Genomic DNA, 26,688 nt, shown 5'->3' with positions numbered 1-26,688 from the left:
GTGGGCCTGCAGTCAGGACCGGCCGAGGATCTCGTCCATCTTGTGCGGCTGCAGTTCCGGTGGCACCTCGTCGAGGCTCGCCTCATAGCGCATGAGGATGCGAATCTGATCGTGCACGTCCCATTGTGACTGGCCAGCTTCCGCGATTTCCTCCAGATTCACGATATTGCGCTCGATGTCGTAGACGGGTGAGGGCACCGATGGGCGCGATCGCTTCTGCTCCTCAGCGGCCGCATAGGCGGCGCGGGCGCCAGGAACCCACAGCGTGCGGTAGGCCTCGGCAATGTCCTGCCGGAGCGGAGCGTGGCCACGCAGCACGTATTCGGCGGCGGCGCGGAAGGCCTCGGTCAGGCCTTTGTTCTCGGCGGCGCTGTCGGCCTTGTTGAAATTGGCGGGCAGGGCGCGCACCTCGGCGAAGAGCGACTGCAGGGTGCGAGCACGGGTGATGTCCTTGAAATAGAGCCAAGGATAGCGGCCGTCGACCATGACCTGCCCTGGCAGCACGTGCGCCGCCTGGCGTGGGCGCCGTTCGCGGAAATGCTGCCACCGCGCCTCTTCGCATGTGACGCGGGGAAGGGGCGACAATGCCAGCGAGCGGTTCTGCGCATCGCGCAGCAGCGCGAGCCAGCACAGCACCTTCACGACATGGCCGTTGCGCGTCTCGGCATGGGATTTCGCGAGCTGCGGATCGCTCCCGAAATGCTCGACGGTCTGATGCGTGAACCGCGCCGCCTTGGCAGCCTCACGATCGGGAACCCTGCGCATGGCCATCGTGCTTCTCCCTTGCCGCGGCCCCCGCAGTCATCAACCTTCGTTCGCGCGGCCCCGCCGTGCGCCACGGCACGCGTTACGGACCGATGATGACGGTCGGCAGACCCATGGCGATCTTGTTGGGCGGGCCCACCGCCTCAACGATGGTGTCGCCCATGCGGCAGGCTGCGAGATTGTTGATGAGCACCGTCATCGAGCCGTCAACGACGACTCCCGGTCCATGCGGCGGGATCGGGAGCGGTGTCGCACACAAGTGAATGTCGGCGCCGCCAGCGGCTGCGGTGATGGTCGATCCCATCGCCGTGGCGGCGGCGGCCTTGGCCGCTTCTTCCGCGGCCTTGGCCGCGGGGGCGCCCGGCGTGCCGGCGGCGGCGATCGTCGCGGCCTCGGCAGCGCGGATGGTCGCTTCCGACGCCGCCTTGGCCGACTGGATGGCGGCCGCGGCTCCGGCGGTGACGCCGCGCCAGGCCGGCAGGCCGCCGATGAATACCGTGGGGCTGCCCGGCCCAGGCGACAGCAGGCCCGGCAGAGGATGGAGAACCGGGTCTGTGACCCGCGCGGCGAAACCTTTCGGCATCCGGCGATCCCCGACAAATGGGCTTCAGGGCTCGTGCGCGCCCGCACGTCAGTCATCTTGCGCCCGGGCCAACGTGCGATCAAGCGCACTGCTTGCGCGACGACTTCGGCCGGCCCCGCGACAACCTGCAGGCGACAGGTGACGACGGGGCGGGTGCAGTCTATACTTCTTCGGCGAGACCGGCGGGAAAGCAAATGTCTTGGTATAGCAAGGTCGTTTGGTCGGAAGGTCTCTTCCTGAGGCCGCATCACCTGCAGCAGAGTGATCGTTACCTCGAAAATCTGGTCGAGAGCCGCATCCGCCATATCACGCCCTATCCCTGGGGCTTTTCCGCGCTCGAAATCGACCGGGATCTCGCGCAGCAGAGCAAGTTCGGCCTGCGCCGGGCGAGCGGCGTGATGCCGGATGGCACGCCCTTCAGCGTGCCCGACAACAGTCCCTTGCCTGCGCCGCTCGACGTGCCGGAGGATGCCACCAAGCAGGTGGTGTGGCTGTCGCTGCCGGTCGCCGCGCCCAACACGCGCGAGATCGAGGACGGGGAAGCCGACAGCGCGAGCCGCTTCGTCTTGGCGAGTGCGCTAATGATCGATTCCACCTCGCCGCTCAGGGTGGAGGAACAGATCGATGTTGCCTATCCGCGCCTCGCCTATGAGCTGCGGCGGACGCCGAGGCCAGGCTTTGTCAACCTTGCCGTGGCCCGTATCGTCGAGGTGCGCGACCGAGCGGTGATCTTCGACGAGAAATTTGCGCCGCCGGTGCTGACGTGCAGCGCCCATCCGGTGGTGGACGGCTGGATCGACCGCGTCATCGGCTGGATGGACAACAAGCTCGAGGAACTCGCCCGCTATGCCGCCGACCCGACGGCGGGCGGCGGCCTGCAGAGCGCCGACTATCTCATCCTGCAACTGCTCAACCGGCACATCCCGTTGCTCAAGCACTTCCGCCGCTCGCGCTATGTCCATCCCGAGCGCCTCTATGAGGAATTGCTGCGCATGGCCGGCGAACTCGCCACCTTCGTCACAGCCGAGCGGAGGGCGCGCGACTACCCGGCCTATGACCACGACGATCTCGAAGCGGTCTTCGCGCCGGTCATTCGCGACATCCAGGACTTCCTCAGTGCCCAGATCGGTCGCCGCGCCATCCGCCTGGAGATCGTTGAGCGGGCGCCCAACGCCTTCACCTCGACCATCCGCGACCGGGCACTGTTCCGCAACGCGACGCTGGTGCTGGAAGTGGCCGCGCAACGGCCGCTGACGGAAATCCAGAACCACTTCCCGCATCTCTTCAAGGTCGGGCCCAACACCAAGATGAATGAGATCGTGCATGCCCATCTGCCGGGCGTGCCGCTCATCCACCTGCCGACGCCGCCGCCGCAGATCCGGGCCATCACCGATCATGTCTACTTCTACCTCGATCGAACCTCGCCGCTGTGGCCGGAGTTCAGCACGGCGACCTCCATAGGCATGCATTTCTCCGGTGATTGGCCGGGCCTCGAACTCGAGCTCTGGGCGGTACTGGAGGGACGGCGATGAGCGGCGACGACGGCAGCCCGCGCGATCCCTTCGGGCGCAGCGAACGCACCATCATCCGGCCACGGCCGGCGGGGCGCGGCCCGACGCCGCCGCCTCTGAGCGCCGGGCCTCCATCGGCTAAGCCTCCACCGCCTTCGGCATACCAGCCTCCCGGGTCGAATGCAGACGATGAATGGGTCGCCGCCGTCCCGCCGCCGCAGGCCGCTGGCGGGGAGGGGCGGGCCCTTGCGCTCGTGCTCCCGCGCGAGCAACTTCTCACCCCGAACGACAATCCCCTCATGCGGGCCGCCGGGCCGCTTCTTCTCCTTCTCGGCGAATTGCGGGTGGGCACGCTCAGGGCGCCCTACGCCCAGCTGATGGAACAGGTGGCCGACAGCATCTCGGAATTCGAGCGCGACGTGCGCGCAGCAGGTCTTCCCGCGGACGAGACGCGCGTCGCCAAATATGTGCTTGCGGCCACCGCCGACGACATTGTCCAGAACATTCCCGGCGAGGATCGGCATGTGTGGACGCAGTACAGCATGCTGAGCCGCTTCTTCGGCGAACGCGTCGGTGGCGTGCGCTTCTTCGACGAATTGGAGCGGGCGAGGGCCGATCCGAGCGTCAACTACGCCCTTCTCGAGCTCATGCACGCGTGCCTTGCTCTGGGCTTCCAGGGCGTGCACCGCACCTCGGCCGGCGGAGTGGCGGCGCTGCAGCAGATCGAGCGCAGTCTCTACGAGACGCTGCGCCGTGTGAAGCGGGCGAATGAGGAACTGTCGCCGCGCTGGCAGGGGCAGGCCGTTCCGGCGGAGGCGGCTCGCCTTCGGGTGCCGGTGTGGGCCGTCGCCTCGCTTGCCGGGGTCGTCCTTCTCGGTCTCTTCCTCCTTCTGCGCAGCCTACTCGGCAATGATGCCGAGGCCGTCGCGGCATCGCTCATCGCCGTCCACCCGACCTCCGAGATCGGCATCCAGCGGCGCGTCTTCTCGGCGCCGCCGCCTCCGCCGCCCTCCGCCCAGGCGAGCCGACTGCAGCAGGACCTCCAAGGCGAGAAGATCCTCGTTCAGGAGAGCGGCAACAAGGTGCTCATCCGCATCTCCGACCTGCCGCTGTTCGCGCCGGGGCAGGCGATGGTGCGCGACGAGTTCAAGCCGCTTCTGGCGCGCATCGCGGCGGCGGTGGAGAAGGAGCCGGGAACGGTCAAGATCGTCGGCCACACCGACAATGTGCCGATCCGCACCGTGCGCTTCCCCTCCAATTTCGTACTGTCGCAGGAACGGGCGAAGGCGGTCGCCGACATCATCAAGGCGCAGCTCACCAATCCGGGCCGCGTCGCCACCGAGGGCAAGGGGGCCGACCAGCCCATCGCCTCCAATGCCACGGCGGACGGGCGCGCCAAGAACCGTCGCGTCGAGATCCTCATCGAGCGGAGCCATTGACGTGCCATGCCCGCAGCAGACGCCAGAGGGACAAGCAGAGGCCGCCTGACGCTGGCAGGTGCGCTGGCGCTCGGCGCGACGCTCGCCGGGCTCGTGGCCTTCGGCCTGCTGGTGTGGCTGGCGGGGCCGCTCCTCGCCTTGGGCGAGATAAGGCCGCTGGAAGATGCCTGGGCGCGTGCCGCGCTCATCGGCATCGTCGTGCTCACCGTCGCAGGGCTTCTTGCCTGGCGCCTCTACCGGCGCCGGAAGGCGAGCCGCGAGCTGGAGGAGGGGATTGCCGCCAAGGCGACGGAGGAGAGCGACGCCGAGGCCCTCAAGGAGGGGATGAAGGATGCGCTCGCCACCCTCCGCCAGTCGAAGGGCGGCAGCGGCGACTATCTCTACGATCTGCCATGGTACCTCATCATCGGCCCGCCCGGGGCCGGCAAGACGACGGCGCTGATCAATTCCGGCCTCAAGTTCCCCCTCGCGCGCGGGGGCACGCCGCAGGCGGTCGCCGGCGTCGGCGGCACGCGCTACTGCGACTGGTGGTTCACCGAGGAGGCCGTGCTGATCGACACCGCTGGCCGCTACACGACGCAGGATAGCGACGCCAAGGGGGACCGCGAGAGCTGGCTTGCCTTCCTCGATCTCCTCAAGGAGAACCGGCCGAAGCAGCCGATCAACGGCGTCCTCGTCGCCATCAGCGTCGAGGATCTCCTGACCGCCGGCTCGGAGGAGATCACCGCCCATGCGGCGGCGATCCGCAAGCGGTTGATGGAGCTCAACCAGCGCCTCGGCGTCGATTTTCCCGTCTATGCGCTCCTGACCAAGACCGATCTCGTCGCCGGCTTCCGGGAGTTCTTCGGCAGTTTCACGGAAAGCCAGCGCCGCATGGTCTTCGGCCATACGTTCCAGACCGGCGACAGGACGCGCAATATGATCGCCGACGTGCCGGGGGAATATGACGCGCTGATCGCCCGGCTCAACGAGCTGCTGCCGGACCGCCTGCACGAGGAGCCGACGCCCCAGGCGCGGGTCGCCCTCTTCAGCTTTCCGAGCCAGATGGCGACGCTGAAGCGGGCGGTGGTCGACTTTCTCGACCGCGTCTTCGAGCCGACACGCTATCATGTCAATGCGACTCTGCGCGGTTTCTACTTCACCTCCGGTACGCAACAGGGCACGCCGATCGATCAGCTCATCGGCACGCTCGCGAGAAACTTTGGTGCCGAGGCCGCGGCGGGCGCGGCCTATTCGGGTCTTGGCAAGAGCTATTTCCTGACGGATCTCTTCCGCAAGGTCATGCTGGGCGAAGCCGGCTGGGTGTCGACGAATCGTGCCGCCGTGCGGCGCGCGCGGATGCTGCGGGCGGCCGCCTTCGGCGTGATCGCCGCCGCCGTCGTCGCCGCCGGCGCCCTGTGGTGGCTGAGCTACAGCAGGAACCGGGACCTCATCGCCTTCTCCGGCAATGCCGTTGCCGAATATCGCGAGATCGCCGCGCCCGTGCTGCGCGAGACGACGGTGGTGGAGCGCGACTTCGGCAAGATCCTGCCGCTTCTGCACAAGCTGCGTTACATGCCGGCCGGCTACGCCCAACGGGACGAGGCAACACCGCTTGCCGCCACCTTCGGCCTCAGCCAGCGCGAGCGCCTGCAGTCCGCCTCCGAGACCGCCTATCACGCCGCGCTCGAGCGCATGCTGCGCTCGCGCCTCATCTTCCGTCTCGAAGAGCAGATCGAGGCCAATCGCAACAACCCGAGCTTCCTCTACGAGGCGCTCAAGGTCTATCTGATGATCGGCGGCCAGGTGCCGACCGACGCCGATTTCGTGCTCGCCTGGATGCGGCGTGACTGGGCGGACAATCTCTTTCCTGGCGCCGCCAACGCACGCGGCCGCGAGGCGCTGGAGGAGCACCTCCTCGCCATGCTGGAGCTCGAGACGGGCGAGGCGACGATTGCGCTCAATAACGCGCTCATCGAGGACGCGCAGCGGACGCTGGCGCGGATGAGCCTCTCCGAGCGGGCCTACGAGCTGCTGAAGTCGCAGGCGCGCGGCCAGAGTCACAAGGACTGGGTGGTCGCCTTCCGCGGCGGGGCGGACACCGCCCTCGTCTTCGAGGGCACGGGCGGCGAGGACCTCGAAAGCATCCGCGTGCCCTATTTCTATACCTACGACGGCTTTCACGAGGCTTTGATCGCCCGCCTGCCGGACATCGGCGCGCAGGTCGAGCGCGAGCGCTGGGTGCTCGGCCCCGCCGGCCAGCAAGCGGCGGTGGCGACGCAATACCAGACGCTCTTCCAGGATATCCTGCGCCTCTATACGCGCGATTTCGTCGCCGCATGGCAGCAGGCTTTGCTGCGCCTCAAGCTGCGTCCGCTGACGGCGGACAAGCCGCAATATGTCGCACTGAGCGCGGCTGCGGCTGCGACCTCGCCTATCAAGCAATTGCTCGAATCGATCCGCGACGAGACCAGGCTGACGCGCGAGCGCCCGGCGGCGCCTGCCGATAGCGCCAGCAACGGCAAGGCAGCCGCGATGGCCATCGACGCGGCAGCGCGGGCTGCTTCGCAGCTTGGCGGTTCAGTCGGGCGCATCGGCTCTGCGGCCGGGCGCGTCGGTTCCATCGCCGGGCAGGCTGGCGTCGGCCAACGCGTGACTGGCGGGGCGGCCGGCCCGGCCCCCATCTCCTCCGATGGCCAGGCGCCCGGCGCCAATATCGAGGCGCTGTTCAAGCAGTTCCACGTGCTCGTTGATGGCGATCTCGGCCGCCGGCCGGTCGACCAGTTGCTGCAGAGCCTCAGCGAGATCAACCAGAACCTCGCCGTCTCGGCCATCAACCCGGCCCAAGCGACGCAGGCCAACAACGCGCTCGTGCCGCAGATCGCGGTGCTGCGGGCCACGGCCTCGCGCTTTCCCGCGCCGTTCGACCAGATGATCCGCTCGGCGGCGGGCGATTTCGAGGGTGATGCGGCCGGCGCTTCGGTGGTCAATTTGCAGCAGGCGCTCGCCGATCAGGTGACGCGCGTGTGCCAGCAGATCGTCACCAACCGCTATCCCTTCGTGCGCGGCAGCGGGCGCGAGGTGCCGCTTGCCGATTTCGCACGCCTCTTCGCCCCCGGCGGCATCATGGACCGTTTCTTCAGCCAGAACCTCGCATCCTATGCCGATCAGTCCGCCGCCCAATGGACGTGGCGGGGCGACAACCGGGTGGCGCAGTCGCTCTCGGCGGCGACATTGCGGGAATTCCAGCGTGCGGCGCAAGTGCGTGACGCCTTCTTCCCCACCGGCGGCAATATGCCGTCCTTCACCATGGCGGTGACGCCGCTGACGCTCAGCGGCGATGCGCAAAGCGCCCAGCTGGAGATCAACGGCACGGTTGTCGCGAGCCAGCAGGGCGTCAACACGCCGACCAACGTCAACTGGCCGGGCGGCGGCATCGGCCGCACGTCGATCACCCTCGGCGGCGGCTTCTTCAGCGAGGGAGCACGGCTGGAGCGGCAGGGCACGTGGTCCCTCTTCCGGCTGCTTGATGCGGGCTCCGTCCTGCGGCGCGGCGACAGCATCGTCGCGAGCTTCCTCGTCGGCGGCCGCGAGGTGTCCTACCAGTTCAACGTCGGCTCGCTGCTCAACCCGCTCGTGCTCCCGGCGCTCCGGGAGTTCCGCTGCCCGACGGGGCTGTGACATGCGCCTCGGCCTCTTCGGCAAGCTGCCGGCCAAGCGGGACTTCGTCGCCACCGGGCTGCCGCGCGACCTCATCGGCCTGTGGGAGAAGTGGATGGAGGGCGGGCTATCGACCAGCCGCCTCAGGCTCGGCGCGGGCTGGCAGGAGGTGTTCCTGAAGGCGCCGCTGTGGCGCTTCTGGCTCGGCGCCGACCTCTGCGGCGCGACCGTCGCTGGCGTCTTCATGCCCTCCGTGGATGGGATCGGCCGCTATTTTCCGCTCAGCGTCTTCGCCGTGGCGGAGGCGGGCGAGGCCTGTCCCCCGCCCGAGCTCGACCCGCAGGATGGATGGTTCGCTGGGGCCGAGGAACTCCTGCTCTCGGCGCTCGCCGAGGGCGCCACCTACGAAGGCCTGCTTGCCGCGCTCGCCACCTTGCGCCCGCCGGTCGCGCACCTTGTGCTGCCGCCACCGGAGGGGATGATGCGCCTCGCCGATGGCAGCGTCGCGATCAGGGCGCCGCTTGCCGCCCTGCCCGAGACGCTGGCTGCCCTCCGTGTCGAGGATTATGCTCGCGCCTATGCCGCTGCCAGCATGTGGTGGACGGCAGGCGGACCCGGCTTTCCTCCCCTGCTGCTAGTGGCCCGGCGCATGCCGGACCCGCATCTCTTCGCCGGCATGCTGACAGGCGCCTTCGACCGAGCCATTGCGTGACGGAGCCGCTACCGATGCACCAGATGGCCGCAACGTTCGAAACCGGTGCCGCCACTCATACCGGCAAGGTGCGGAGCCTCAACGAGGACCGTTTCCTCGCCCGGCCGCAGGCCGGCTTGTGGGCTGTGGCCGATGGCATGGGCGGCCACGAAGGCGGCGAAATCGCCAGCGCCGCTCTCATGACTGCGCTCGAAACCATCGGCGCGCCGGCATCGGCGCCCGATCTCCTCGCTCGCCTGGAGGATCGGGTGCTGCGCGCCAACCGGCAGCTCCGGGAGATGAGCCGCGCGCGTGGTGGCGTTCTCGGCACGACGCTCGCGGCGCTGCTCGTCTTCGACCGCGATCAGGCCTGCGTCTGGTCGGGCGACAGCCGCATCTATCGCGTGCGCGACGGCTCCATCGCGCAGCTCACGCGCGACCACAGCGAGGCGCAGGAGATGGTGGACCTGGGGCTCCTGACCGCGGACGAGGCGCGCGTCTGGCCGCGGCGCAACGTGATCACGCGGGCCATCGGCGTTAGCGATGAGCCGGAGCTCGAGATCCACCAGGGCCGGGTCGCGCCGGGGGACATCTTCGTTCTGTGCAGCGACGGGCTTACCGCCCATGTTGCAGACGAGGAGATCCTCGCCCATGTCGCCGGCGCGCCGCCGCAGGTGGCCTGCGATGACCTCATCGCGCTGACGCTGGAGCGCGGGGCGAGTGACAACGTCACCGTGGTGGCGGTGCGCTGCATGCCCGGGCCGCGGGCGGGAGGCTAGCCATGGACGAGAAGACGCGCATCGCGCCGGCCCGCCAGCGCATCGTCGCGGGCACGCGCCTCAACGACATCTACGAGATCGAGCGGCTCGTCGCGGTCGGCGGCATGGGCGAGGTCTACAAGGGCCATGCCATCCAGACGGGCGATGCGGTCGCCATCAAGACGATCCGGCCGGATCTTGCCGAGAACGAGGCGGCCATCGCGCTCTTCCGCAAGGAGGCCTCGGCGCTGCACGAGCTCTATCACGAGGCCATCGTGCGCTATTTCGTGTTCTCGCGCGACCCGGTGCTCGATCTCACCTATCTCGCGATGGAATTCGTCGACGGGCAGGCGCTGTCGGAGCGCGTGAAGGCGGGGCCCCTCAGCTTTGCCGAGGTCGACCTGCTGCGCCGCCGCGTCGCCGCCGGCCTCGCCGCCGCGCACGAACTCGGCATCATTCACCGCGACCTCTCGCCCGACAACGTCATCCTGCCCGGCGGCAACGTGGGGCGCGCCAAGATCATCGACTTCGGCATCGCCCGCTCGACCAGGCTCGGCGAGGCGACGGTGATCGGCAGCGGCTTCGCCGGCAAGTACAACTATGTCTCGCCCGAGCAACTCGGCCTCCACGGTGGGGACGTCGGGCCGAAGTCCGACATCTACAGCCTCGGGCTCGTCTTGGCGGAGGCGCTCCTCGGCCGGCCGCTGGACATGGGCGGCAGCCAGAGTGCGATCGTGGAGAAGCGCCGGGCCGTGCCGGATCTTGCCGGCATCGATGCGCGCATGCGGCCGCTCATCACGCGCATGCTGCAGCCACGGCCAGAGGACCGGCCGGCCTCCATGGCCGAGGTCGCCGCCTGGCAGCCGCCGGCGGAGAAGGCTCCTGCCGGGCGCCGGCCGTTCGTTCTTGCCGGGCTCGCCGGCGCCGCGGCTGTTGCGGTTGCGGCCGGGATCGCGGGTATGCCGCTGCTGCAAGCGTTGCTTGGTCCGCAGCCCGACGAGCGCAGGGTCGAAGCGCCAGTGCTGACGCCGGCATCGCGTCCTCCGGCCGTGGAGGAACGCGCGACACAGGGCGAACCGCCCCCCCTTGTCCCGGACAAGGGCACGCCGACGCAGCAGGAGACTGCGACAGGACCGGTGCCGCAGGCCGCCGTGCCGGCCGCGACAGTCACGCCTCCCGCTTCGGCGGCAGAGCAGTCTGCGCCCCCTGCCGCGCCAGGGCCTCCGGCAACGGAGATGGACGGTACATCTCAGGAAGCGCCTGCTTCGACCCCGGCCCCGGCGCGGACGCCGCCCCTGACCGGGCCGGCGGATGCGCGGCCGGAAGCAGCCGGTGCCGATCCGCCGCCGCTGCTTCCGGGCCCGTCTCAGGGCAGGACAGAGGTCGCCGCACGTCCGGCACAGCCGGAGCTCGTTCCCACGACGCCTGCCGTGACGGCGCCCGCGCCGGCCGGGCCGGTGCCGCGCATCGCCGAGATCACGCGCTATATCGACGAATACAGCGGCGGGGACTGCTTCTTCCTCAATCCCGTGGAGGTGAGCGCCAATGCCGCGCAGGTGGAGGGCTACGGCGCCGCGACGCAGCCCTTCGTGGCGTTCGACGAGGCCTTCCGGCAGGTCAACGGCTTCGAGGCGCAGATCAGCCTTCGGCAGGTGACGGGGGCGCAATGCCCGCTCGTCGCCTTCCTGCGCCAGATGGGACCGCTGCGTGGGGAGCCGCCGCGGCTCGACATCGCCGCCTTCAGCCTGCGCAGCGGCGAGACGCTGAGCGGCACGGTCGCCGGTACGGACGGGCGCGAGGTCACGGTGCTGCTCGTCTCCGACGACGGCTATGTGCACAACCTGGCGAGCTTCCTGAAGAAGGACGCCGAGGCGCTGTCCTTCAGCCTGCGCGTCGAGCGCACCAGCGGCACCGGGGCCCGGCCGCAGGTGGTGCTCGCACTCGCGAGCCCGGCGCCGCTCGCCACGCTTGCGGGCGGCAAGACCCTGGATGCAGCGACGCTCTTCCCGCTGCTTTTTGCCGAGATCGACCGGACGGGCCAGAAGGTGGGCGTCGCGGCGAAGTACTTCAGGCTGGAGGAATAGGCCTCAATCGACGCGTTTGCCCGGCGCCGGCTCCACGGCCGCCTGGATGCGCTTGACCTCGCGGTAGCGGGCGAGGCGCACCGAGATCATGGCCTCGAACTTCTTGTGCACTTCGGCGAGGGAGAGGGTGCCGCCGGCCTTGTCGTAGAAGATTGGCCGGTTGGCTTCCGCGGGCTTGGGCAGGAGCTCCGCGGCCACCCGGTCGGGCGCGCCTTCCATGGCGTCGATGAACAGCTCGGCACCGCCCGGGCCGAGGAAATGGACGAGATAGACCTCGCCGCCGGTTAGCGGCCGGCCGATGCGGCGTTCGATGCGCAGCGTGTCGCGCTTCAGCATCTCGGCGGCCAGCAGTGCCGAGAGATAGGGCTCGCGGCGCAGGTCGAGGATGCGGGCGCGCTCGCCGGGGTCGGCGACGACATGGCGCCGGTCGACGCGCTGGATGAGCGCCGCCTCGCCGGCGAGACCGTGCTTGGCGCCGAAGTCCTTCACCACACCGAGCCAGGTGCTCTCGATGAACTGGTAGAGGCCCGTTGCCGAGGAGGTCTTGGCCTTCACCTCGGTTGCGAAACTCGATTCCTTGTCTGCGACGGCCATGAGCAGGGAAGGATCGGCTCCGACCACGCGGGCGGCGCGCACGATCGTCTCGACGAGGTGGCGGCGGATCTTGATGGGGCCGAAGGTGAGGATCTGGTTGGCGTTGCCGGGGGAGGTGACGATGGGGTCCGCCCGCTCCTGCGGCACGATGGTCGGTTCTTCCTTCTCGATGAAGTCGACCGCCTGCTGGGCGGCGGCGAGATCGTCCTCGACGGCGGAGAGCAGAATCGAGGGCGGGGTCGGCGCCGCGACCAGCGCCGGCGCGCTGTCGGACGGCACTGTGGCGCTTTCCTGCCGCAGCGCAAGCACGGCGGTGCCGATGGCCGCCACGACGATGAGGCCGCTCGCCGCGGCAACGAGATGATGACCACGAAGGCGCGCCCGCACGGGCGCCACGGCTTCCTGCGTTGCCAGAGCGGAGGGATCAGCAGTCGGTGATGCCGCTGCCGCGCCGCCGTCTCCCACGCGCTTGGCTATGGCAACGTACCATCCGACGAGGGGGCCGGCGGCGTCCGCGGCCGCGAGGCGCTTCAAGGCGTCGTGCATGTATCGTGCGGTGCCAGCCGGGCAGCCGAGCCGGCGCTGTAGAGCCCGTGCCGAGGGGCCGCCGTTGCGACCGCTGCCGAGCTTCACGGCGAAGAACCAGTCCGACAGTGCAATGCGCAGCGGCTCGAAGGGCGTGCCGACGCAGGGGTAGAGGGCGTGCCCGCAGGCGCGGCAGGCGAAGGCGCGGTGCTTCACGTCGCGCACGAAGCCGCCGTTCCTGCCGCAGGCCGGACAGTCGAAGGCGGTGCCGCCGAAGCGCAGCGCCATGATGGTGTCGAGACAGGCGCTTTCCGGGAACGCTGCCCGGAACTGCCTCAGGGCGTCGTCCATGTCTGCCGTCCCCGCCCCTCTCTAAGGCGGCGGTGTCCCCGCTTCTTCTTCCTATTCATAGCACAGGAGGGGCGCCGACGGGTGCCGGCGCGCACGTGCGGCCCGCTTCCGCCGCGCGCCAAAGGCCGCTACAACCGGCAGGCGACATGGGCGTGGTGATGGACCCGGGCGACAAGGGGATGGTGGCGACGATGGCCGGCCAGTCCTGCGAGATCGGCATCCTGTTCGGCGACATCTCCGGCAGCACGCAGCTCTACGAGGTGCTGGGGGACCGCGCCGCCCTCGCCGCCATCGAGGGATGCCTGCGCGCTGCCACAGGCGTCGTCACGGCGCACGGCGGCGCCGTCGTCAAGACCATCGGCGACGAGTTGATGGCGGCCTTTCCCGATCCTGCAGCGATGTTCGATGCGGCGCTCGCCATGCAGCGCTGCATGGAAACCCAGGCGGGGCCCGAAGGTGCGAAGCGGCTCGCGCTGCGCATCGGCTTCCACTACGGGCCGGCCATCCGCACCGGGGCCGATTATTTCGGCAACACGGTCAATGTCGCGGCGCGCATGGTGCAGATCGCCCGCGCCGGGCAGATCATCACCAGTGGCGACCTCGCGGGGCTCCTCCCGCCGGCGCAGCGTGCGGCGACGCGGGAGCTGACGCGCTTTTCTGTCAAGGGTAAGAGCGAGGCGACACGCATTGTCGAAGTGGTCTGGCAGGAGAGCGGCGGGTTGACGGCCGTCGACGTGCTGTCCCGCTCGCCCCCCACCGTCCTGCGGCCGCTGCTGCAGCTCGATTGCGCCGGCATAGTGCGCATTTTCGAAGGAGAGCGCGAAGTGACCCTCGGGCGGGACGCGGGCAACGACCTCGTCGTTGCCCATGACCGGGTGTCGCGCCGGCATGCCACGCTCGGGCTGCGGCGCGACCGGTGGATGCTGACCGACCACAGCACCAACGGCAGCTTCATCGCTTTCGACGGCGAGCCGGAGCGGCCGCTGCACCTCGACGCCATCGACCTGCACGGCGCCGGCACCATCGGCCTCGGGCAGCCGGCGGCGCTGGGCGGGGGCGTGCGCTTCTCGGTGCTGCTACGCCGCCGGTGACGGCGCCGCGCGCCGTATTTACGCCCACTCTCCCTTGCGGAAAACGGGGACGCGGGTGCCGTCCGTCTTGATGCCGTCGATATCGATCTCGTTCGAGCCGATCATCCAGTCGATGTGGATGAGGCTCTTGTTGCCGCCGCGGGCGGCGATCTCGTCCGGGCTCAGCGCGCCGCCGCCCTCGAAGCACTTGGCATAGCACTGGCCAAGCGCGATGTGGCAGGCGGCGTTCTCGTCGAAGAGGGTGTTGTAGAAGAGGAGCCCGCTCTTCGAGATGGGCGAGGAATGCGGCACCAGCGCCACCTCGCCGAGGCGACGCGCGCCCTCGTCGGTGTCGAGCACCTTGCCCAACACCTCCTCGCCGCGGCTCGCCTTGGCCTCGATGATGCGCCCGCCCTCGAAGCGCACGGCGATCTCGTCGATGAGCGTGCCCTGGTAGGAGAGGGGCTTGGTGCTGACGACGCGACCCTCGACGCGCAGGGCGTGCGGGGTCGTGAACACCTCCTCGGTCGGGATGTTCGGGTTGCAGGTGATGCCGTTCTTCGCCGTCGAGGCACCGCCGTGCCATTCGTGGCCGTCGGCGAGGCCGACGGTGAGGTCGGTGCCCGGCCCGGTGAAGTGCAGCGCCGCGAAGCGCTCGCCGTTGAGCCAGGTCGTGCGCAGCCTGAGCGCCGCGTTGTGCGCCTCCCATGCGCCGACGGGGTCTTCGCCGTCGACGCGCGACGCGGCGAAGATGGCTTCGGCGAGGCGCGCGACCGCGACGTCCTCCTCGTCGCCGGGGAAGACCTGCTTGGCCCAGGAGGCGGTCGGGTAGGCGATGATGTTCCAGTTGATGTCGAAGCCGGCGATCTTCTCCAGCGCCGGCTGGTAGGCGAGCGAATTGGCCTTGTTGGCGCGGGAAACCTTAGCGGGGTCCTGACCGGCGAGCAGCATGGGGTTGTCGCCCACGATGGCGAGGCGAGCCGTGTCGGCGGTGAAGGCTTTGGCGACGCCCTCGTAGAGCCAGACCGGGGCGCGGTCGAAGCTCGCATCCTTGGCGAAGCGGTAGCGGGCGAGCGTCAATTCCTCGTCGGACAGGATGGGCGTAACGAGGCCGGCACCGGCCTTGTAGGCGTGCTCGGCGATGCGCCGCACCAGCGGCAGGGCGGCGACCGGCGCGGTGAGGAACAGGTCCTGCCCCTCGCGCAGCTGCAGGCCGACCCTGACAGCGACCTCCGCCAGCCGGTCGAGCTTCACGGGGTCGATCGATGCGACGATGGTGCGCTGGTGTGTGGTCATGAGATGCCCTGCCTGCGAGAAACCTGTGCGCATCGATATACGCTGGCCGGCCGCGATCACAATGGCGAATGCCGCCTTTATGGCTCAGGAGGGCATGCCGCGCGTCGCCTTTTCCGCCGGATAGAGCTTGCGGAAACGCGCCAGCCGTTCGGCATAGCCATCCTGTCCGCGCGGTGAAAAGCGTTCGCGCAGTGGCGGCTTGCGGCAGATCTCCGCCTCGCTGCCGGCCTCCGCGGCGAGCATGCCGAGCCGGGCCGCGCCGAGCGCCGCGCCCGCCTCGGCCCCCGCCGGCAGGTCGAGCGGCAGGTTGAGGATGTCCGCCAGCATCTGCCCCCAGAAGCGGCTGCGCGAGCCGCCGCCGACGAGCATGCAGCTATCCAGCCGCGCCCCGGCTTCGTCGAGCACGTCGAGGTCGTCGGCGAGGCCGAAGGAGACGCCTTCGAGCACGGCATAGGTGAGCGCGTCCGGCCCGTGCTCGGCCCGAAGGCCAGCGAAGAGGCCGGTGGCGTCGGCGTCGTTGTGCGGCGTGCGCTCGCCGGTGATGTAGGGAAGAAACAGGGGCGCGTGGATGCGGTTGCGCTCGCTTTCCGCAAAGCGCTCCACATCGGCGAGCAGGCCCGCGATGTCGCCGGCGCGGCCGACGAGGGTCGCGACCCAGGTGAGCGCCGAGGCCGCGGCGAGGGTCACGGCCATGCCGTGCCAGCGGCCGGGCAGGGCGTGGCAGAAGGCGTGCAGCGTGCGCTCGGGCAGGGCGGTCAGCCGGTCGGTGACGACGAAGAGCACGCCGGAGGTGCCGAGGGAGAGGAAGCCTTCGCCAGCGCGCGTCGCACCGATGCCGACGGCCGAGGCGGCATTGTCGCCGCCGCCGCCGGCCACCGGCACGCGCCGGCCGGCAAGGCCAAGGAGCGCCGCCGTGTCGGCCGAGAGGCGGCCGGACAGCTCCGAGCCCTCGACCAGTTCGGGCATATGGGCGCGCGTGAGACTGCAGGCCTCGATGAGCACGTCGTCCCAGCTGCGGGCGTTGACGTCGAGCCACAGCGTGCCGGCGGCGTCCGACATTTCCGAGACATAACCGCCGGTGAGGCGGAAGCGGATGTAGTCCTTCGGCAGCAGCACCTTGCGCGTCGCCGCGAAGACATCCGGCTCGTGCCGGCGCACCCACAGGAGCTTGGGGGCCGTGAAGCCGGGCATGGCGATGTTGGCGGCGCGGCGGGTGAAGTCCGGCACCCTCTCCTGCAACTCCCGGCACTCTGCGGCGCAGCGCCCGTCGTTCCAGATGATGGCCGGGCGCAGCACACGTCCCTCGCCATCGACGAGCACGGCGCCGTGCATCTGGCCCGAGAGGCCGATGCCGGCGAGGCCCCGCCATGCCTCGGGCGCGGCGTCCCGTACTCTGGCGGTGGCGGTAAGTGTCGCCTGCCACCATTCTTCCGGATCCTGCTCCGACCACAGCGGATGCGGTCGCGAGATGCCGACCGGCACGGTGGCCTCGGCGATGGTCGTCTGGCTCTCGTCGAGCAGCAGCGCCTTGACCGAGGAGGTGCCGATATCGAGCCCGAGATAGGTCGGCATGGAGATCTCCGATCAGATGGCGCGGCCGGCGCCGTCGAAGAGATAGGCCTGGGCAGGATCGAAGCCCGCGCGGATGCCCTCGCCCGGCGCGAGCGAACGACGGCCCGGCACTTGCAGGATCAGCGTCTCGCCGTTGCCGGTCTGCGCATAGAGCTGCGAGGTGGCGCCGAGGCTCTCGGCGAACTCACCGCGGAGGGCGAGGCATGCGGCCCCCCCGTCGCCCACCGAAAGATGCTCCGGCCGCAGGCCGAGCACCACGTCCTCACCCGGCTCGACCCTCGGCGCATGGCGCGTGGGCAAGGTGAGGTCGGCGGCGAGCGCCGGGTGCCGCACGGTGACGGCGCCGCCGTTCACCGCCGCGATGGAGACCTTGAGGAAGTTCATCTTCGGCGAGCCGATGAAGCCGGCGACGAAGATGTTGTCGGGGCGCTCGTAGAGGTCGGCCGGCGAGCCGATCTGCTCGACCCTGCCGGCGCGCAGCACGACGATGCGGTCGGCGAGCGTCATCGCCTCCACCTGGTCGTGGGTGACGTAGACCATGGTGACGCCAAGGTCGCGGTGCAGGCGCGCAATCTCGACACGCATCTGGCTGCGCAGCTCGGCATCGAGGTTGGACAGCGGCTCGTCGAAGAGGAAAAGCTTCGGGTTGCGCACGATGGCGCGGCCGATGGCGACGCGCTGGCGCTGGCCGCCAGAGAGCTGGCGCGGCTTGCGCTGCAAGAGGCTCTCGATCTGCAGGATGCGCGCGGCCTCGGCCACGCGCCGGTCGATCTCCTCCCGCGGGGTCTTTGCCATCCTGAGGCCGAAAGAGATGTTGTCGTGCACGCTCATGTGCGGGAAGAGTGCATAGGACTGGAAGACCATGGAGACCTGCCGCGCCGCCGGCTCCGTGTCGGTCACGTTGGCACCGTCGAGGTAGATGGCACCCTCACTCACCTCCTCGAGGCCGGCCACCATTCGCAGCAGGGTGGACTTGCCGCAGCCGGAGGGGCCGACGAAGACGACGAACTCGCCGCGCTCGGCGGTGATGTCGACATGGTCGATGACCGTCGCATCGCCGAAGCGCTTCACGATCTGCTCGAGCTTGAGAAAGCTCATGTCGGGCGGGCTCCTTTCATCTGTCCTGGCCGGAGGCGGCAAGAGCCTTCGCCTCCCGCTCGATGTCGTTGCGGAAGGCGAACAGCTTCAGATAGACGCCATAGGCGGCCTCGTGCGCGGCGCGCCAGCGCGGGTCGGGGGCGAGGCTCTCCTGCGCCGGAGCCATGGCGTCGAGCGCGGCGAAGAGATCCTGCTGCAGGCCGGCCCCGACGGCAGCGACCATGGCCGTGCCGAGTAGCACCGGCTCGGCGCTGTTGCTGAGGACGAGCGCGGCATCGCCGAGCGCGTCGCGGTAAAGCCTCACCATGAGCGGGTTGCGCAGGTGCCCGCCGGAGAGGGCGACGCGATCGAGCGCATAGCCGTGGGCATTGAGGTGCTCGATGATGTGCCGCGCCTGCAGGGCGAGCGCGCGGGCCGTGGCATAGTAGGTTTCGAGGAAGGCGCGGCGGCTCGTATCCTCGCCGACGCCGACGAGGATGGCGCGCACGCTGCCGTCGCCGAGCGGCGCGCGGTTGCCGAGGAAGTCGGGCACGAGATGCCGGCGCGCGGCGAAAGCCGGCCCCTCTGCTTCGAGGAAGGCGAGGATGTCGCGGACTGCGGCCGCGTGCGCATCGGCCGAGGCACACCGCGGCCCGCCGGGATGGTGGGCGAGCACAGCGTCGAGTGCCGCGCCGGCGAGCGACTGGCCGGCCTCGTGCATCCAGTAGCCTGGAAAGACCGCGTCCCTGAACGGACCCCACACGCCGGAGATGCGGCGCTCGTCGGGCGCGAAGGCCATGTAGCAGGTGGACGTGCCGCCGATAAGCGCCACCGTGCGGTTCATGTTGCCGGCAAAACCGCGACCCAGGACGCCGAGCGTGCCGGCCTCAGCGTCGATGAGGCCGACAGCGACGGGAATGCCGGCAGGCAAGCCCAGGCGGGCGGCGACGGCCTCCGTCACCCGGCCGTGCCGGTGGCCGACAGGTAGCGGCTGGGCCGCGAGTGCGCCGAGCTGAGGCAGCCGGCCGAGGCCGAGGCGCGCGAGGAGGTCGTGCCGCCAGGGCTCGGCATCGGCCGGCAGGTAGGCCCATTTGCAGGCGAGGCCGCAGAGGGAGTGACGGTCCTCGCCCGTCGCCCGGCGGGCGAGTTCGTCGCACAGGTCGCGGGCGCCGGTGACGCGAGCGAAGGCTTGCGGGTCGCGCCGCGCCAGCCAAGCGAGCTTCGGCGTGTGCATTTCTGGCGACATGGAACTGCCGGTATAGGCGAGCAGCCGGTCGCCGCTTGCGCCAATTTCCTCGGCTTCTGCCTCGCCACGGTGATCCATCCAGCAGAATACGTCCGCCTCGCCGGCGAGCGGCGGCGGTCCTTCGTAGGAGAGCGCGAGGGAGGAGGTGGCATCGAAGGCGAGGGCGGCGACCTGTCCGGCCGCCTCCGTGCCGGCCGCAACGAGACAGGTCCGGATCGCCTCTTCGACCGCCGTCCAGATGTCGTCCATGCGATAGACAGCATGATGCTCCGCCGGCCGCAGCAAGGGGAACTCCCGTGCAGCGGTGGCGAGGAGACAGCCGGCGAGGTCGAACAGGCCGGCGCGAGCCGAAAGGGTGCCGACGTCCACGGCGAGCAGGAGTTGCGGGGCGGACGTCATGGCACCTTCTCCAGTGGCATGCCGAGGATCGCGCGGGCGCAGTCCTCGTCGGTGACGAGGCGGTTGACGTAGCCGCCCGACAGGATGGCGTGCACGACCGGCGCCTTGTTGAGCCCGCCCGAGGCGAGGATGGAGCGCGGGACGACCTTCAGTTCCTGCGGCGAGAGGGCCATAACACACTGGTTGAGATGATGGGCGATGGGCCGCCCGTGCGCATCGAGAAAGGTGCCAAGGAGGTCGCCGATGGTGCCGGCAGCCTCGAGTGCCTGCTGGTGCTGGCGCACGGTCTGGGTGGTGGCGAGCAGCGAGTGGCTGGAGACGTCGCCGCAAGAGACGAGGGCGACATCCACCTCCCGCGCCCGGCGCATGACGTCGGCGAGTCCGTAGTGGGTCAGCAGGTCGTTGCGGCTGTGCTCGCTCGGGCAATAGATGGGGGCGGCGAGATAGTGGCATTCACCGCCGATGGCTTCGGCGAGGCGCGTCGCGACTTCGAAGGTGTTGGTGCCCGAGCCGCGCGTGAGCCCGCCCATGAGCGACACGACGCGGCTCGCGGGCAGGCGCCGTGGCCCGAGGCTCGCGACGCTGGCGCTCAGCGTGCGACCCCAGCCGATGCCGATGGACTGGCCGTCGCCCAGCAGGCGGCTCAGCATGGTGCCGGCGGCCTCGCCAATGACGCGCTGCTGGTCCTCATAGCCGGGTACGGCCGGCACCACCGCCACCTCGGCGAGACGATAACGGGCGGCGAGTTCCTCCTCCAGCGCCACGCACGAGGCGAGCGGCAGGCGCACCTCGATACGCACCGAGCCGTCAACACGCGCCTGGCCGATGATCTTGTTGACGCGCAGGCGCGTGAGGCCGAGCCGGTCGCCGATCTCCTGCTGGGTCAGGTTGCCGACGTAGTAGTACCAGACCACGCGGGCCGCGACCTCGTCGCCGGCGCTGCGCTGGGCGGCGCGCGGCGGGTCGGTCATGGTGGTGCCCGCAACGGGATCGTTCATCGCGTCATTCCCCACCGAGCACCGGCGCCAGCACCGCGACCGAGCGGCGGACCCGGTCGAGCACCGCGGCATCGGTCTCCTCGAACGGGTAGAAGACTTCGAGGAAGACGGGCCGGTCGGCAAGCCCGAAACGTGCGAGCGTCGCCGCGACGGCCTCCGGATCGACGATGCCGGGCTCGGTGAAGTCCCAGTGGCGGTCGAGGCGGCCGTCGCTCTGCTGGATGTGGATGGCGCCGATCTCGCGGCCGATCGTCTCGAGCCACGGTTCGACGCGCGCTTCCTCACCCGCATAGGGCGGCGAAAGGATGGCGTGGCCCCAGTCGAGGCAGTAGCGCCAGGGGACCGCGGCACCGGCGAGGTCGTCGCTCAGGCGCCGTGCCTGCCCGGGCGTCCACGGCCACTCGCGCCGGAGCGGCGTCGGCTCGATGTAGAGCTCGGTAAGGCCGTGACTCTGCGCCTTCTCGGCGAGACGTTTCAGGCGGGCGGTGAGGTCAACATAGTCAGCGGCCGGGATCGCGTCTGCCTCTACGGCGTCGAGCCGGGCGCCGATGGCGCCGAGGGGGCCGCCTGCGGCGCGGATGCCGGCCTTGCCGCAGAAGGCATAGGCGCGAGCGAGCCAGTGCTCGGCGGCGTCGCGTACGCCGGGCTCGGGATGAAGCAACTGGTTGAAGGTGTAGTGGGCAAGGCCGATGAAGCCGCTGTGCACCATGATGCAGTGCTCGGCGCAGGCCTTGCGCATGTCCGCGGCCGTCTTGTCCAACACCTCGTCCGGCCACAGCGGATCGACGAGGTCGAACGAGAGCTGCACGAGGTCGAGGCCGAGTTCCTCGCGCACGAGGCGGGCCCAAAGCGCGGGCGTCACCCAGCGCTTGACGCAGAAGGAGAGATTGATGCCGAGCGCCATCGCCGCCTCCCTATTTGGTCGCGCCCATGGTGAGGCCGCGGATCATGTGGCGCGAGACGATGAGGGCGAAGATGGTGACCGGCAGGACGATGACCGTGCCGGTTGCCATGATCTTGCCCCAGGGCAGCTCGTAGCCGGACATGAAGCTTGTCGCTGCCACTGGCGCCGTCTGCACATTGCGGCGGGTCAGCACCAGCGCATAGAGCAGTTCGTTCCACGAGAAGATGAAGCTGAAGATGGCCGACACCGCGACGCCCGGCAGGCCGAGCGGCAGGTAGATGCGCCAGAAGACGTCGAACTGCTTCGCCCCCTCGAGCCGCGCCGCCTGCTCCAGCTCGGGCGGGATCGAGCGGAACTGGTCCGTGCAGATCCAAACCACGATCGGCAGGTTGAAGGTGAGGTAGATGAGGATGAGGACGAGGTGCGTGTCGAGCAGACCGAGGGACTGGGCGAGGAGATAGACCGGCAGGGCGAGCACGATGGGGCTGATCATGCGGTTGGAGATGAACCAGAACCACAGGTCGGACTTGCCGCGGAACTCGAAGCGGGCGAGCGCATAGGCCGCTGGCGTGCCGAGGAGGACGGCGAGCGCGGTCGTCGAGACGGCGACGATGAGCGAATTGACGATGGCGGCCGTCACCTTCTGATCCGCCCAGATCTCGGCGTAGTGCTTAATCGTCGGCTCGAAGAGCCACATTGGTGGCGAGGCGAGCAGGTCCCCCTGGTCCTTGAAGCTCGACGAGACCATCCAGTAGAACGGGAACATGGCGAAGGCGAAGACCAGCACGAGGCCGGCCAGATGCGCAAAGCGTGCCGCGGGGCGGGACACCATCACTCGATCTCCCGGTAGAAGATGCGGATGTAGAGTCGGCTCAGCAGGATCGTGAACAGGAGCAGCAGCATCGCCTGGGCGGAGGCCGCGCCGAGATCGAACACGCGGAAGCCGACGCGCTGAATGTAGATGGAGATGAGCTCGGTCGCCGTGCCCGGCCCGCCGCGTGTCATGGTGAAGATCATGTCGAAGAGCTTCAGAACGTCCGCCGAGCGCAGGATGAGCATGGCCGTCAGGCCGGGCAGGAGATAGGGCAGCTGCACGTGGCGCAGCAGCGCCCAGTGGCTCTTCGTCTCCAGCCGCGCCGCCTCCTCGATGTCGACGGGCACCATGGAGAGCCCCGACAGGAAGATGAGGGCGCAGAATGGCGTCCACTGCCAGACGTCCATGATGACGATGGCGGCGAAGGCCCCGCTCGGATTGCCGAGCCAGTCGAAGGGCGCGAAGCCGAACCAGGACAGGAACTGGTTGGCGACGCCGAAGTTGCGGTTGAAGATGAGGTTGCCGAGGAGGCCGACGACGGCATAGGTAGTAGCGAGCGGCACGACGAGCGAGACGCGCGCAAGCGAGCGCATGAAGCCCCAACCCGGCCGGTGCAGCATGAGCGCGATGAGAAGGCCGAGCGCCACCTGGATCGGCATGACGGTGAGGAAGAACCGGCCCGTCAGCAGGAGCGTGTCCCAGAAGGTCTGGTCGCTCAGCACGCGCCCGTAGTTCTCGAAGCCGACGAAGGGGAAGCCCTCGCGCGCCCGGGTGAGATTGTAGCGGCGGAAGGAGGTGACGAGCGCGAACAGCATCGGGTAGAGGCCGATCGCGAGCAGCGTCACCACAGCCGGGGCGAGGAAGAAGAGCGGCGTCCAGCGGCCGTGCTCGAGCCGGCGCCTGCGGGCGGGCCTCGCCCGGGCCGCTTCCTGTGCCAGTGCCTGTCCCTCGACGCTCATCACGTCCCTATTCCAGATTGGTGTGGTTGGCGCGCATGGCCTCGGCGCTCACGCCGAGCTTATCCTTGAGCTTGAGGATCATAACCTCGAAGAGGATGTACTGCGCGCCCTCGTAGAGCGAGCCCATGGGCAGGACGGAGGAGGCGGGTCCCCGGTCGTCGGCCATGGTCTGGGCGGGGATGGTCAGGACCGTGTCGGCCTGTTTCGCCGCCTCGCCGCCGGGCTGCGCGGTGACGAGGAGGCACGCCGCGCCCGCCTTCCGCGCTTCGCCCATGAGCGCGAGAACCGTCGAGAATGCGCCCGGCCCGGCCGAGACGACGAGCAGGTCGCCTTTTCCGAGCGGCGGCGTCGTCATGTCGCCCACCACCGCGGCGTCTCGGCCGAGGTGGAAGAGGCGCATGGCGAAGCCCTTGATCTGCAGGCCTTCCCGACCGACGCCGTAGAGGGCGATGCGCCTCGCCGCGGCGATGCGCTCGACCGCGGCATCGACGGCCTGTTCGTCGATACGGGCAAAGACCGCGCCGAGCTCGTCGAGCGCGCGTTGATAGAGCGAGGGCATGGAAGAGGCTCCGCCTGTGCTGTCACACGTTGGGACGATGCCGGCCGGCCCGGGGTTCGCCCGGGCCGGCGGAGCGTCTCGTTACTGCAGCAGCGCCTTCTTGCCGTCGTAGTAGCCTTCCTTGGCGAGGATGTCTTCCATGCGGGTGCCGATCTCCTTGGCGCCCTGCTCGGTGGACACCTCGCCGAGCATCATCTTGGTGCCCCACTCGGCGATGATCTCGGAGATGGCCGGCCAGGCGGGGAAGCGCGGACGGAACTCCGGCACGCCCTTCTGCCAGGAGGCGACCATCGGCTCGACGAACTTGTACTTGGCCTTGATGTCGGCATCCTCGTAGATACTCTTGCGGCCGGAGACGCCGCCGGCTTCCACATAGGCGCGGGCGATGTCCTCGGAGGTCGCCCACTGGATGAACAGCCAGGAGGCCTTCTGCTCCTTCTCCGGCGCCTGGGCGGCGACGGCGAGCGAGAAGCCGCCGAGGGCCGGCAGGCGGCCAGCCGGGCCGGAAGGCTCGGGCGCGACGGCGAGGCAGTCGACGATCTTCGACGTCGCCGGGTCGATGAGCGTCGAATAGAAGGCCGACCATTCGGTGATCATCGCGACCTGGCCCTGTGCAAGGGCGTTGACCGCCTCGGCATGATCATAGGAGACGATGCCTGGCGGCATGTACTGCATCAGGTCCTGGCGGAACTTGAGGCCGGCCTGGCTCTCCTCGCTGAGCAGGTTCGACTTGAACTCCTTGTCGAGCAGCGAGCCACCGAAGGGCCAGAGCACGCGCATGAAGCTGTCGGCGGACTGCGTCTCGCCGCGACGCGACTGCAGCGCGAAGGCGAAGCGGTTCTTCGCCTTATCGGTGAGCTTCGGCGCGTAGGTCTCGTAGAGCTCCTGCCAGGTTTCCGGCGGCTTATCGAAGCCGGCTTCCTGCAGCATGCACTGATTGTAGAAGAGAAGGCCCGAATAGTTGTCGAAAGGCAGGCCGTAGACCTTGCCGCCCCAGGAGCCGAAGGCGTCGAGCAGCAGCGGGAAGAAACCGTCGAGATTGAGCTTCGGATCGGTGATCGCGGGGTCGCTGGTGAATTTCTCCACCGGTACGATCCAGCCGTTCTCGGCGAATTCGCCGATCCAGACGAGGTCGACGAGCGCGATGGTGAGGTCGCCGTTGGAGCTGAAGTTGAGGACCTGCTTCTCGCGCGAGCTCTCGTAGGGCACGATCTCGTAATTGACCTTGATGCCCGTCTTCTTCTCAAACTCCGGCAGCAGCTGGATGATGGCGCGATAGCCGGGGCGGTCGAGAAAGACGACGTTGATCTGCGTCCCCTTCAGCGGCTCGGCCGCCTTCTCGAGCGACCAGTCCTGCGCCTGCGCCGGCGCGCAGAGGGCCGCGGCAGCGAGCGCGAGCGCACCGGCCGCGGCATGCGTGAACAGTCTCATGAGCGTCTCCCCTGATTATTGTCGTTCGGAAAAATGATGCTCTTGACCATGCCGGGGGCGTCTTCGGCGTGCAGGCGGAAGGCCTCCGGCGCCTCGTCCAGCGTGAAGCGGTGGCTGACCAGCACGTTCACGTCGACCTTGCCGGTCGCGACGAGTTCGATGGCCCGCGGATAGACGTCCCCCATCCGCCGGGCGAACTTGATCTTGAGGCCGCGCCGGCGCGCCTCGGCGGCCGGCAGCGTGTAGGTGTCCCCGTCCGGGATGCCGACGAGGACGACGCGCCCGCCGATGCGGGCGGCGAGCACGGCATCGCGGAAGCCTTCGGGCGCATTGGTGGCTTCCACCACGAGCGGGCAGCCCTCGCCCTTCGTCCAATCGCGGATCTCGGCCACCGAGGCGCCCGCGCGCGTCGCGCCGAGCTTCGTGGCGAGGTCGCGGCGGTGCGGCTGCGGGTCAACGGCGAGGATCTCGCCGGCGCCGGCCGCCTTGAGTACCTGCAGGATGAGAAGACCGATCGGGCCGCAGCCGACGAGCGCCACCCGTTCCAGAAGCCGGGGCTTGGCGAGGTCGACTGCATGGATGGCGACGCCGAGCGGCTCCAGCATCACCGCCTCTTCGGGCGTGAAGCGATGGGCCAGCGGCACGATCAGGTCTTCCGGCACCCAGATGCGCTCGGTCATGGCGCCGTCGAACGGCGGGGCACCGATGAACTCGACGTTGGGGCAGAGGTTGGGGTGGCCCGAGCGGCAATGGTCGCAGTGGCCGCAGGCATGGTTGGGGTCGACCGCGACGAGGTCGCCGCGGGCCAGCCCGCGTGCCGGCAGGTCCTCGGCAAGATAGCCGGCAAACTCGTGACCCGGCACGAAAGGCGCAAGGATCCTGGCCGAGCCGATGCCGCCGTCCTTGTAATAGTGCAGGTCGCTGCCGCACAGGCCGACGGCCGCCACCTCGAGCAGCGCCTCGCCGGGCTGCCCCTCGCGCAGGTTGAAGGGGGCGACCCGTGCATCGTGCGCGCCGTGGAGGAAAAGAGCTTTGCCCATATGGTCGCCCCGTTGGTCGCCCGTTCCGAATGCGACTCCTTTATACAGATGTAATTCTGTCATTACAATCGTATCAGCGCGGCGGCGCGGGTTCAGTGACACGCGGCGGTTGCGGCGACTTGAAAGCGCCGCATTGCCCTCCCATATCAGCGTCTCGGGCAGGTTCCGATGCGCAGGATGCGCGGAAGGGCCGGGAGGACAGCTGATCTTGGGGTTGCGTCGACCGCACCCCGATGCCCGTTTACCCAGAACAAGAAGGACATTGCTGCGGCTATGATCGCGGCGGACAGATCATGAGTAAAATGGAGAAGTTGAAGAGCGTGGTTGCCCGGGCGCGTCCGGCGCCGCATGTGGTGGCGACCGGGCCTGCCCGGCGACCCGAG

The 26,688-nt window shown here is 69.2% G+C and carries 21 protein-coding genes; 7 read left to right on the top strand and 14 right to left on the bottom strand.

Translation table 11 applies throughout. The annotated features are described in order from the left end of the window. Window positions 1-12: 12 nt before the first annotated feature. Window positions 13-771, bottom strand: coding sequence for a hypothetical protein (locus tag BOQ54_RS15445; protein WP_063187092.1), 759 nt, complete (start codon window positions 769-771; stop codon window positions 13-15). Between the two features lie 76 nt (window positions 772-847). Continuing rightward, window positions 848-1,348 carry a PAAR domain-containing protein gene (locus BOQ54_RS15440; protein ID WP_055460466.1) on the bottom strand — a complete coding sequence of 167 codons (501 nt, stop codon included), beginning with the start codon at window positions 1,346-1,348 and terminating at the stop codon, window positions 848-850. Window positions 1,349-1,542: 194 nt separating this feature from the next. Here BOQ54_RS15440 and tssK point away from each other — a divergent pair, with 194 nt between their 5' ends. The 6 genes from tssK to BOQ54_RS15410 are packed head-to-tail and all read left to right on the top strand — an operon-like array spanning window position 1,543 to window position 11,470. Continuing rightward, window positions 1,543-2,880, top strand: a complete 1,338-nt coding sequence (tssK, locus tag BOQ54_RS15435) for a type VI secretion system baseplate subunit TssK (protein WP_071924227.1) — start codon at window positions 1,543-1,545, stop codon at window positions 2,878-2,880. Beyond that, window positions 2,877-4,298: a type VI secretion system protein TssL, long form gene (gene tssL / locus BOQ54_RS15430; RefSeq protein WP_071924226.1), complete on the top strand. Its 1,422-nt coding sequence runs from the start codon at window positions 2,877-2,879 to the stop codon at window positions 4,296-4,298. The genes tssK and tssL overlap by 4 nt, the downstream gene beginning before the upstream one ends. A gap of 6 nt (window positions 4,299-4,304) precedes the next feature. Then, complete coding sequence (gene tssM, locus BOQ54_RS15425) at window positions 4,305-7,958, top strand: type VI secretion system membrane subunit TssM (RefSeq protein ID WP_071924225.1); 3,654 nt, start codon at window positions 4,305-4,307, stop codon at window positions 7,956-7,958. Window position 7,959: 1 nt separating this feature from the next. Next, complete coding sequence (gene tagF / locus BOQ54_RS15420; protein WP_071924224.1) at window positions 7,960-8,649, top strand: type VI secretion system-associated protein TagF; 690 nt, start codon at window positions 7,960-7,962, stop codon at window positions 8,647-8,649. A gap of 23 nt (window positions 8,650-8,672) precedes the next feature. Continuing rightward, entirely contained in the window at window positions 8,673-9,407 is a 735-nt protein-coding gene (locus tag BOQ54_RS15415) for a PP2C family protein-serine/threonine phosphatase (RefSeq protein WP_245316239.1), read from the top strand. Between the two features lie 2 nt (window positions 9,408-9,409). Continuing rightward, entirely contained in the window at window positions 9,410-11,470 is a 2,061-nt protein-coding gene (locus tag BOQ54_RS15410; RefSeq protein WP_071924222.1) for a serine/threonine-protein kinase, read from the top strand. Between the two features lie 3 nt (window positions 11,471-11,473). Here the strand turns inward: BOQ54_RS15410 and BOQ54_RS15405 are convergent, their stop codons facing one another. Continuing rightward, window positions 11,474-12,940: a transposase gene (locus BOQ54_RS15405; protein ID WP_063187084.1), complete on the bottom strand. Its 1,467-nt coding sequence runs from the start codon at window positions 12,938-12,940 to the stop codon at window positions 11,474-11,476. A gap of 146 nt (window positions 12,941-13,086) precedes the next feature. On the opposite strand from BOQ54_RS15405, the gene BOQ54_RS15400 reads away from it, so the two are divergent. Next, window positions 13,087-14,031, top strand: coding sequence for an adenylate/guanylate cyclase domain-containing protein (locus BOQ54_RS15400; RefSeq protein WP_083585994.1), 945 nt, complete (start codon window positions 13,087-13,089; stop codon window positions 14,029-14,031). An 18-nt stretch (window positions 14,032-14,049) separates the two neighbouring features. Here BOQ54_RS15400 and BOQ54_RS15395 read toward each other — a convergent pair whose 3' ends face one another. The 11 genes from BOQ54_RS15395 to BOQ54_RS15345 form a co-directional block, all read right to left on the bottom strand. Then, window positions 14,050-15,306 carry an aminopeptidase gene (locus BOQ54_RS15395; protein WP_055460519.1) on the bottom strand — a complete coding sequence of 419 codons (1,257 nt, stop codon included), beginning with the start codon at window positions 15,304-15,306 and terminating at the stop codon, window positions 14,050-14,052. Window positions 15,307-15,390: 84 nt separating this feature from the next. Then, on the bottom strand, window positions 15,391-16,878 hold the full coding sequence (gene xylB, locus BOQ54_RS15390; RefSeq protein ID WP_071924221.1) for a xylulokinase: 1,488 nt from the start codon (window positions 16,876-16,878) through the stop codon (window positions 15,391-15,393). A gap of 12 nt (window positions 16,879-16,890) precedes the next feature. Beyond that, the gene (locus BOQ54_RS15385; protein ID WP_071924220.1) at window positions 16,891-17,976 is read right to left on the bottom strand and encodes an ABC transporter ATP-binding protein; all 1,086 of its coding nucleotides are present in this window, start codon (window positions 17,974-17,976) and stop codon (window positions 16,891-16,893) included. 16 nt (window positions 17,977-17,992) lie between these two features. Continuing rightward, a complete protein-coding gene (locus BOQ54_RS15380) occupies window positions 17,993-19,600 on the bottom strand; it encodes an FGGY-family carbohydrate kinase (protein WP_071924219.1) in 1,608 nt (535 codons plus the stop codon). Further along, window positions 19,597-20,598 (bottom strand): sugar-binding transcriptional regulator, encoded by a 1,002-nt coding sequence (locus BOQ54_RS15375; RefSeq protein ID WP_145979782.1) that lies wholly within the window; start codon window positions 20,596-20,598, stop codon window positions 19,597-19,599. Before BOQ54_RS15375 ends, BOQ54_RS15380 begins: the two co-directional genes overlap by 4 nt. Before the next feature lie 4 nt (window positions 20,599-20,602). Beyond that, complete coding sequence (locus BOQ54_RS15370) at window positions 20,603-21,502, bottom strand: sugar phosphate isomerase/epimerase family protein (RefSeq protein WP_071924218.1); 900 nt, start codon at window positions 21,500-21,502, stop codon at window positions 20,603-20,605. Between the two features lie 10 nt (window positions 21,503-21,512). Then, the gene (locus BOQ54_RS15365) at window positions 21,513-22,334 is read right to left on the bottom strand and encodes a carbohydrate ABC transporter permease (RefSeq protein WP_055460478.1); all 822 of its coding nucleotides are present in this window, start codon (window positions 22,332-22,334) and stop codon (window positions 21,513-21,515) included. Next, the gene (locus tag BOQ54_RS15360) at window positions 22,334-23,275 is read right to left on the bottom strand and encodes a carbohydrate ABC transporter permease (protein WP_063187076.1); all 942 of its coding nucleotides are present in this window, start codon (window positions 23,273-23,275) and stop codon (window positions 22,334-22,336) included. Before BOQ54_RS15360 ends, BOQ54_RS15365 begins: the two co-directional genes overlap by 1 nt. Before the next feature lie 7 nt (window positions 23,276-23,282). Then, on the bottom strand, window positions 23,283-23,834 hold the full coding sequence (locus BOQ54_RS15355) for an SIS domain-containing protein (protein WP_055460480.1): 552 nt from the start codon (window positions 23,832-23,834) through the stop codon (window positions 23,283-23,285). Window positions 23,835-23,915: 81 nt separating this feature from the next. Then, the gene (locus tag BOQ54_RS15350; protein WP_071924217.1) at window positions 23,916-25,265 is read right to left on the bottom strand and encodes an ABC transporter substrate-binding protein; all 1,350 of its coding nucleotides are present in this window, start codon (window positions 25,263-25,265) and stop codon (window positions 23,916-23,918) included. Further along, window positions 25,262-26,305, bottom strand: coding sequence for a zinc-dependent alcohol dehydrogenase (locus tag BOQ54_RS15345; protein WP_063187075.1), 1,044 nt, complete (start codon window positions 26,303-26,305; stop codon window positions 25,262-25,264). The genes BOQ54_RS15350 and BOQ54_RS15345 overlap by 4 nt, the downstream gene beginning before the upstream one ends. Window positions 26,306-26,688 lie beyond the last annotated feature (383 nt).

Origin of the sequence: Chelatococcus daeguensis (assembly GCF_001887265.1) — a bacterium.
GTDB classification, from domain to species: Bacteria; Pseudomonadota; Alphaproteobacteria; order Rhizobiales; family Beijerinckiaceae; genus Chelatococcus_A; species Chelatococcus_A sambhunathii.
Note: the sequence above shows the minus strand (reverse complement) of the source record. Positions and strands in the feature narration are given on the sequence as shown.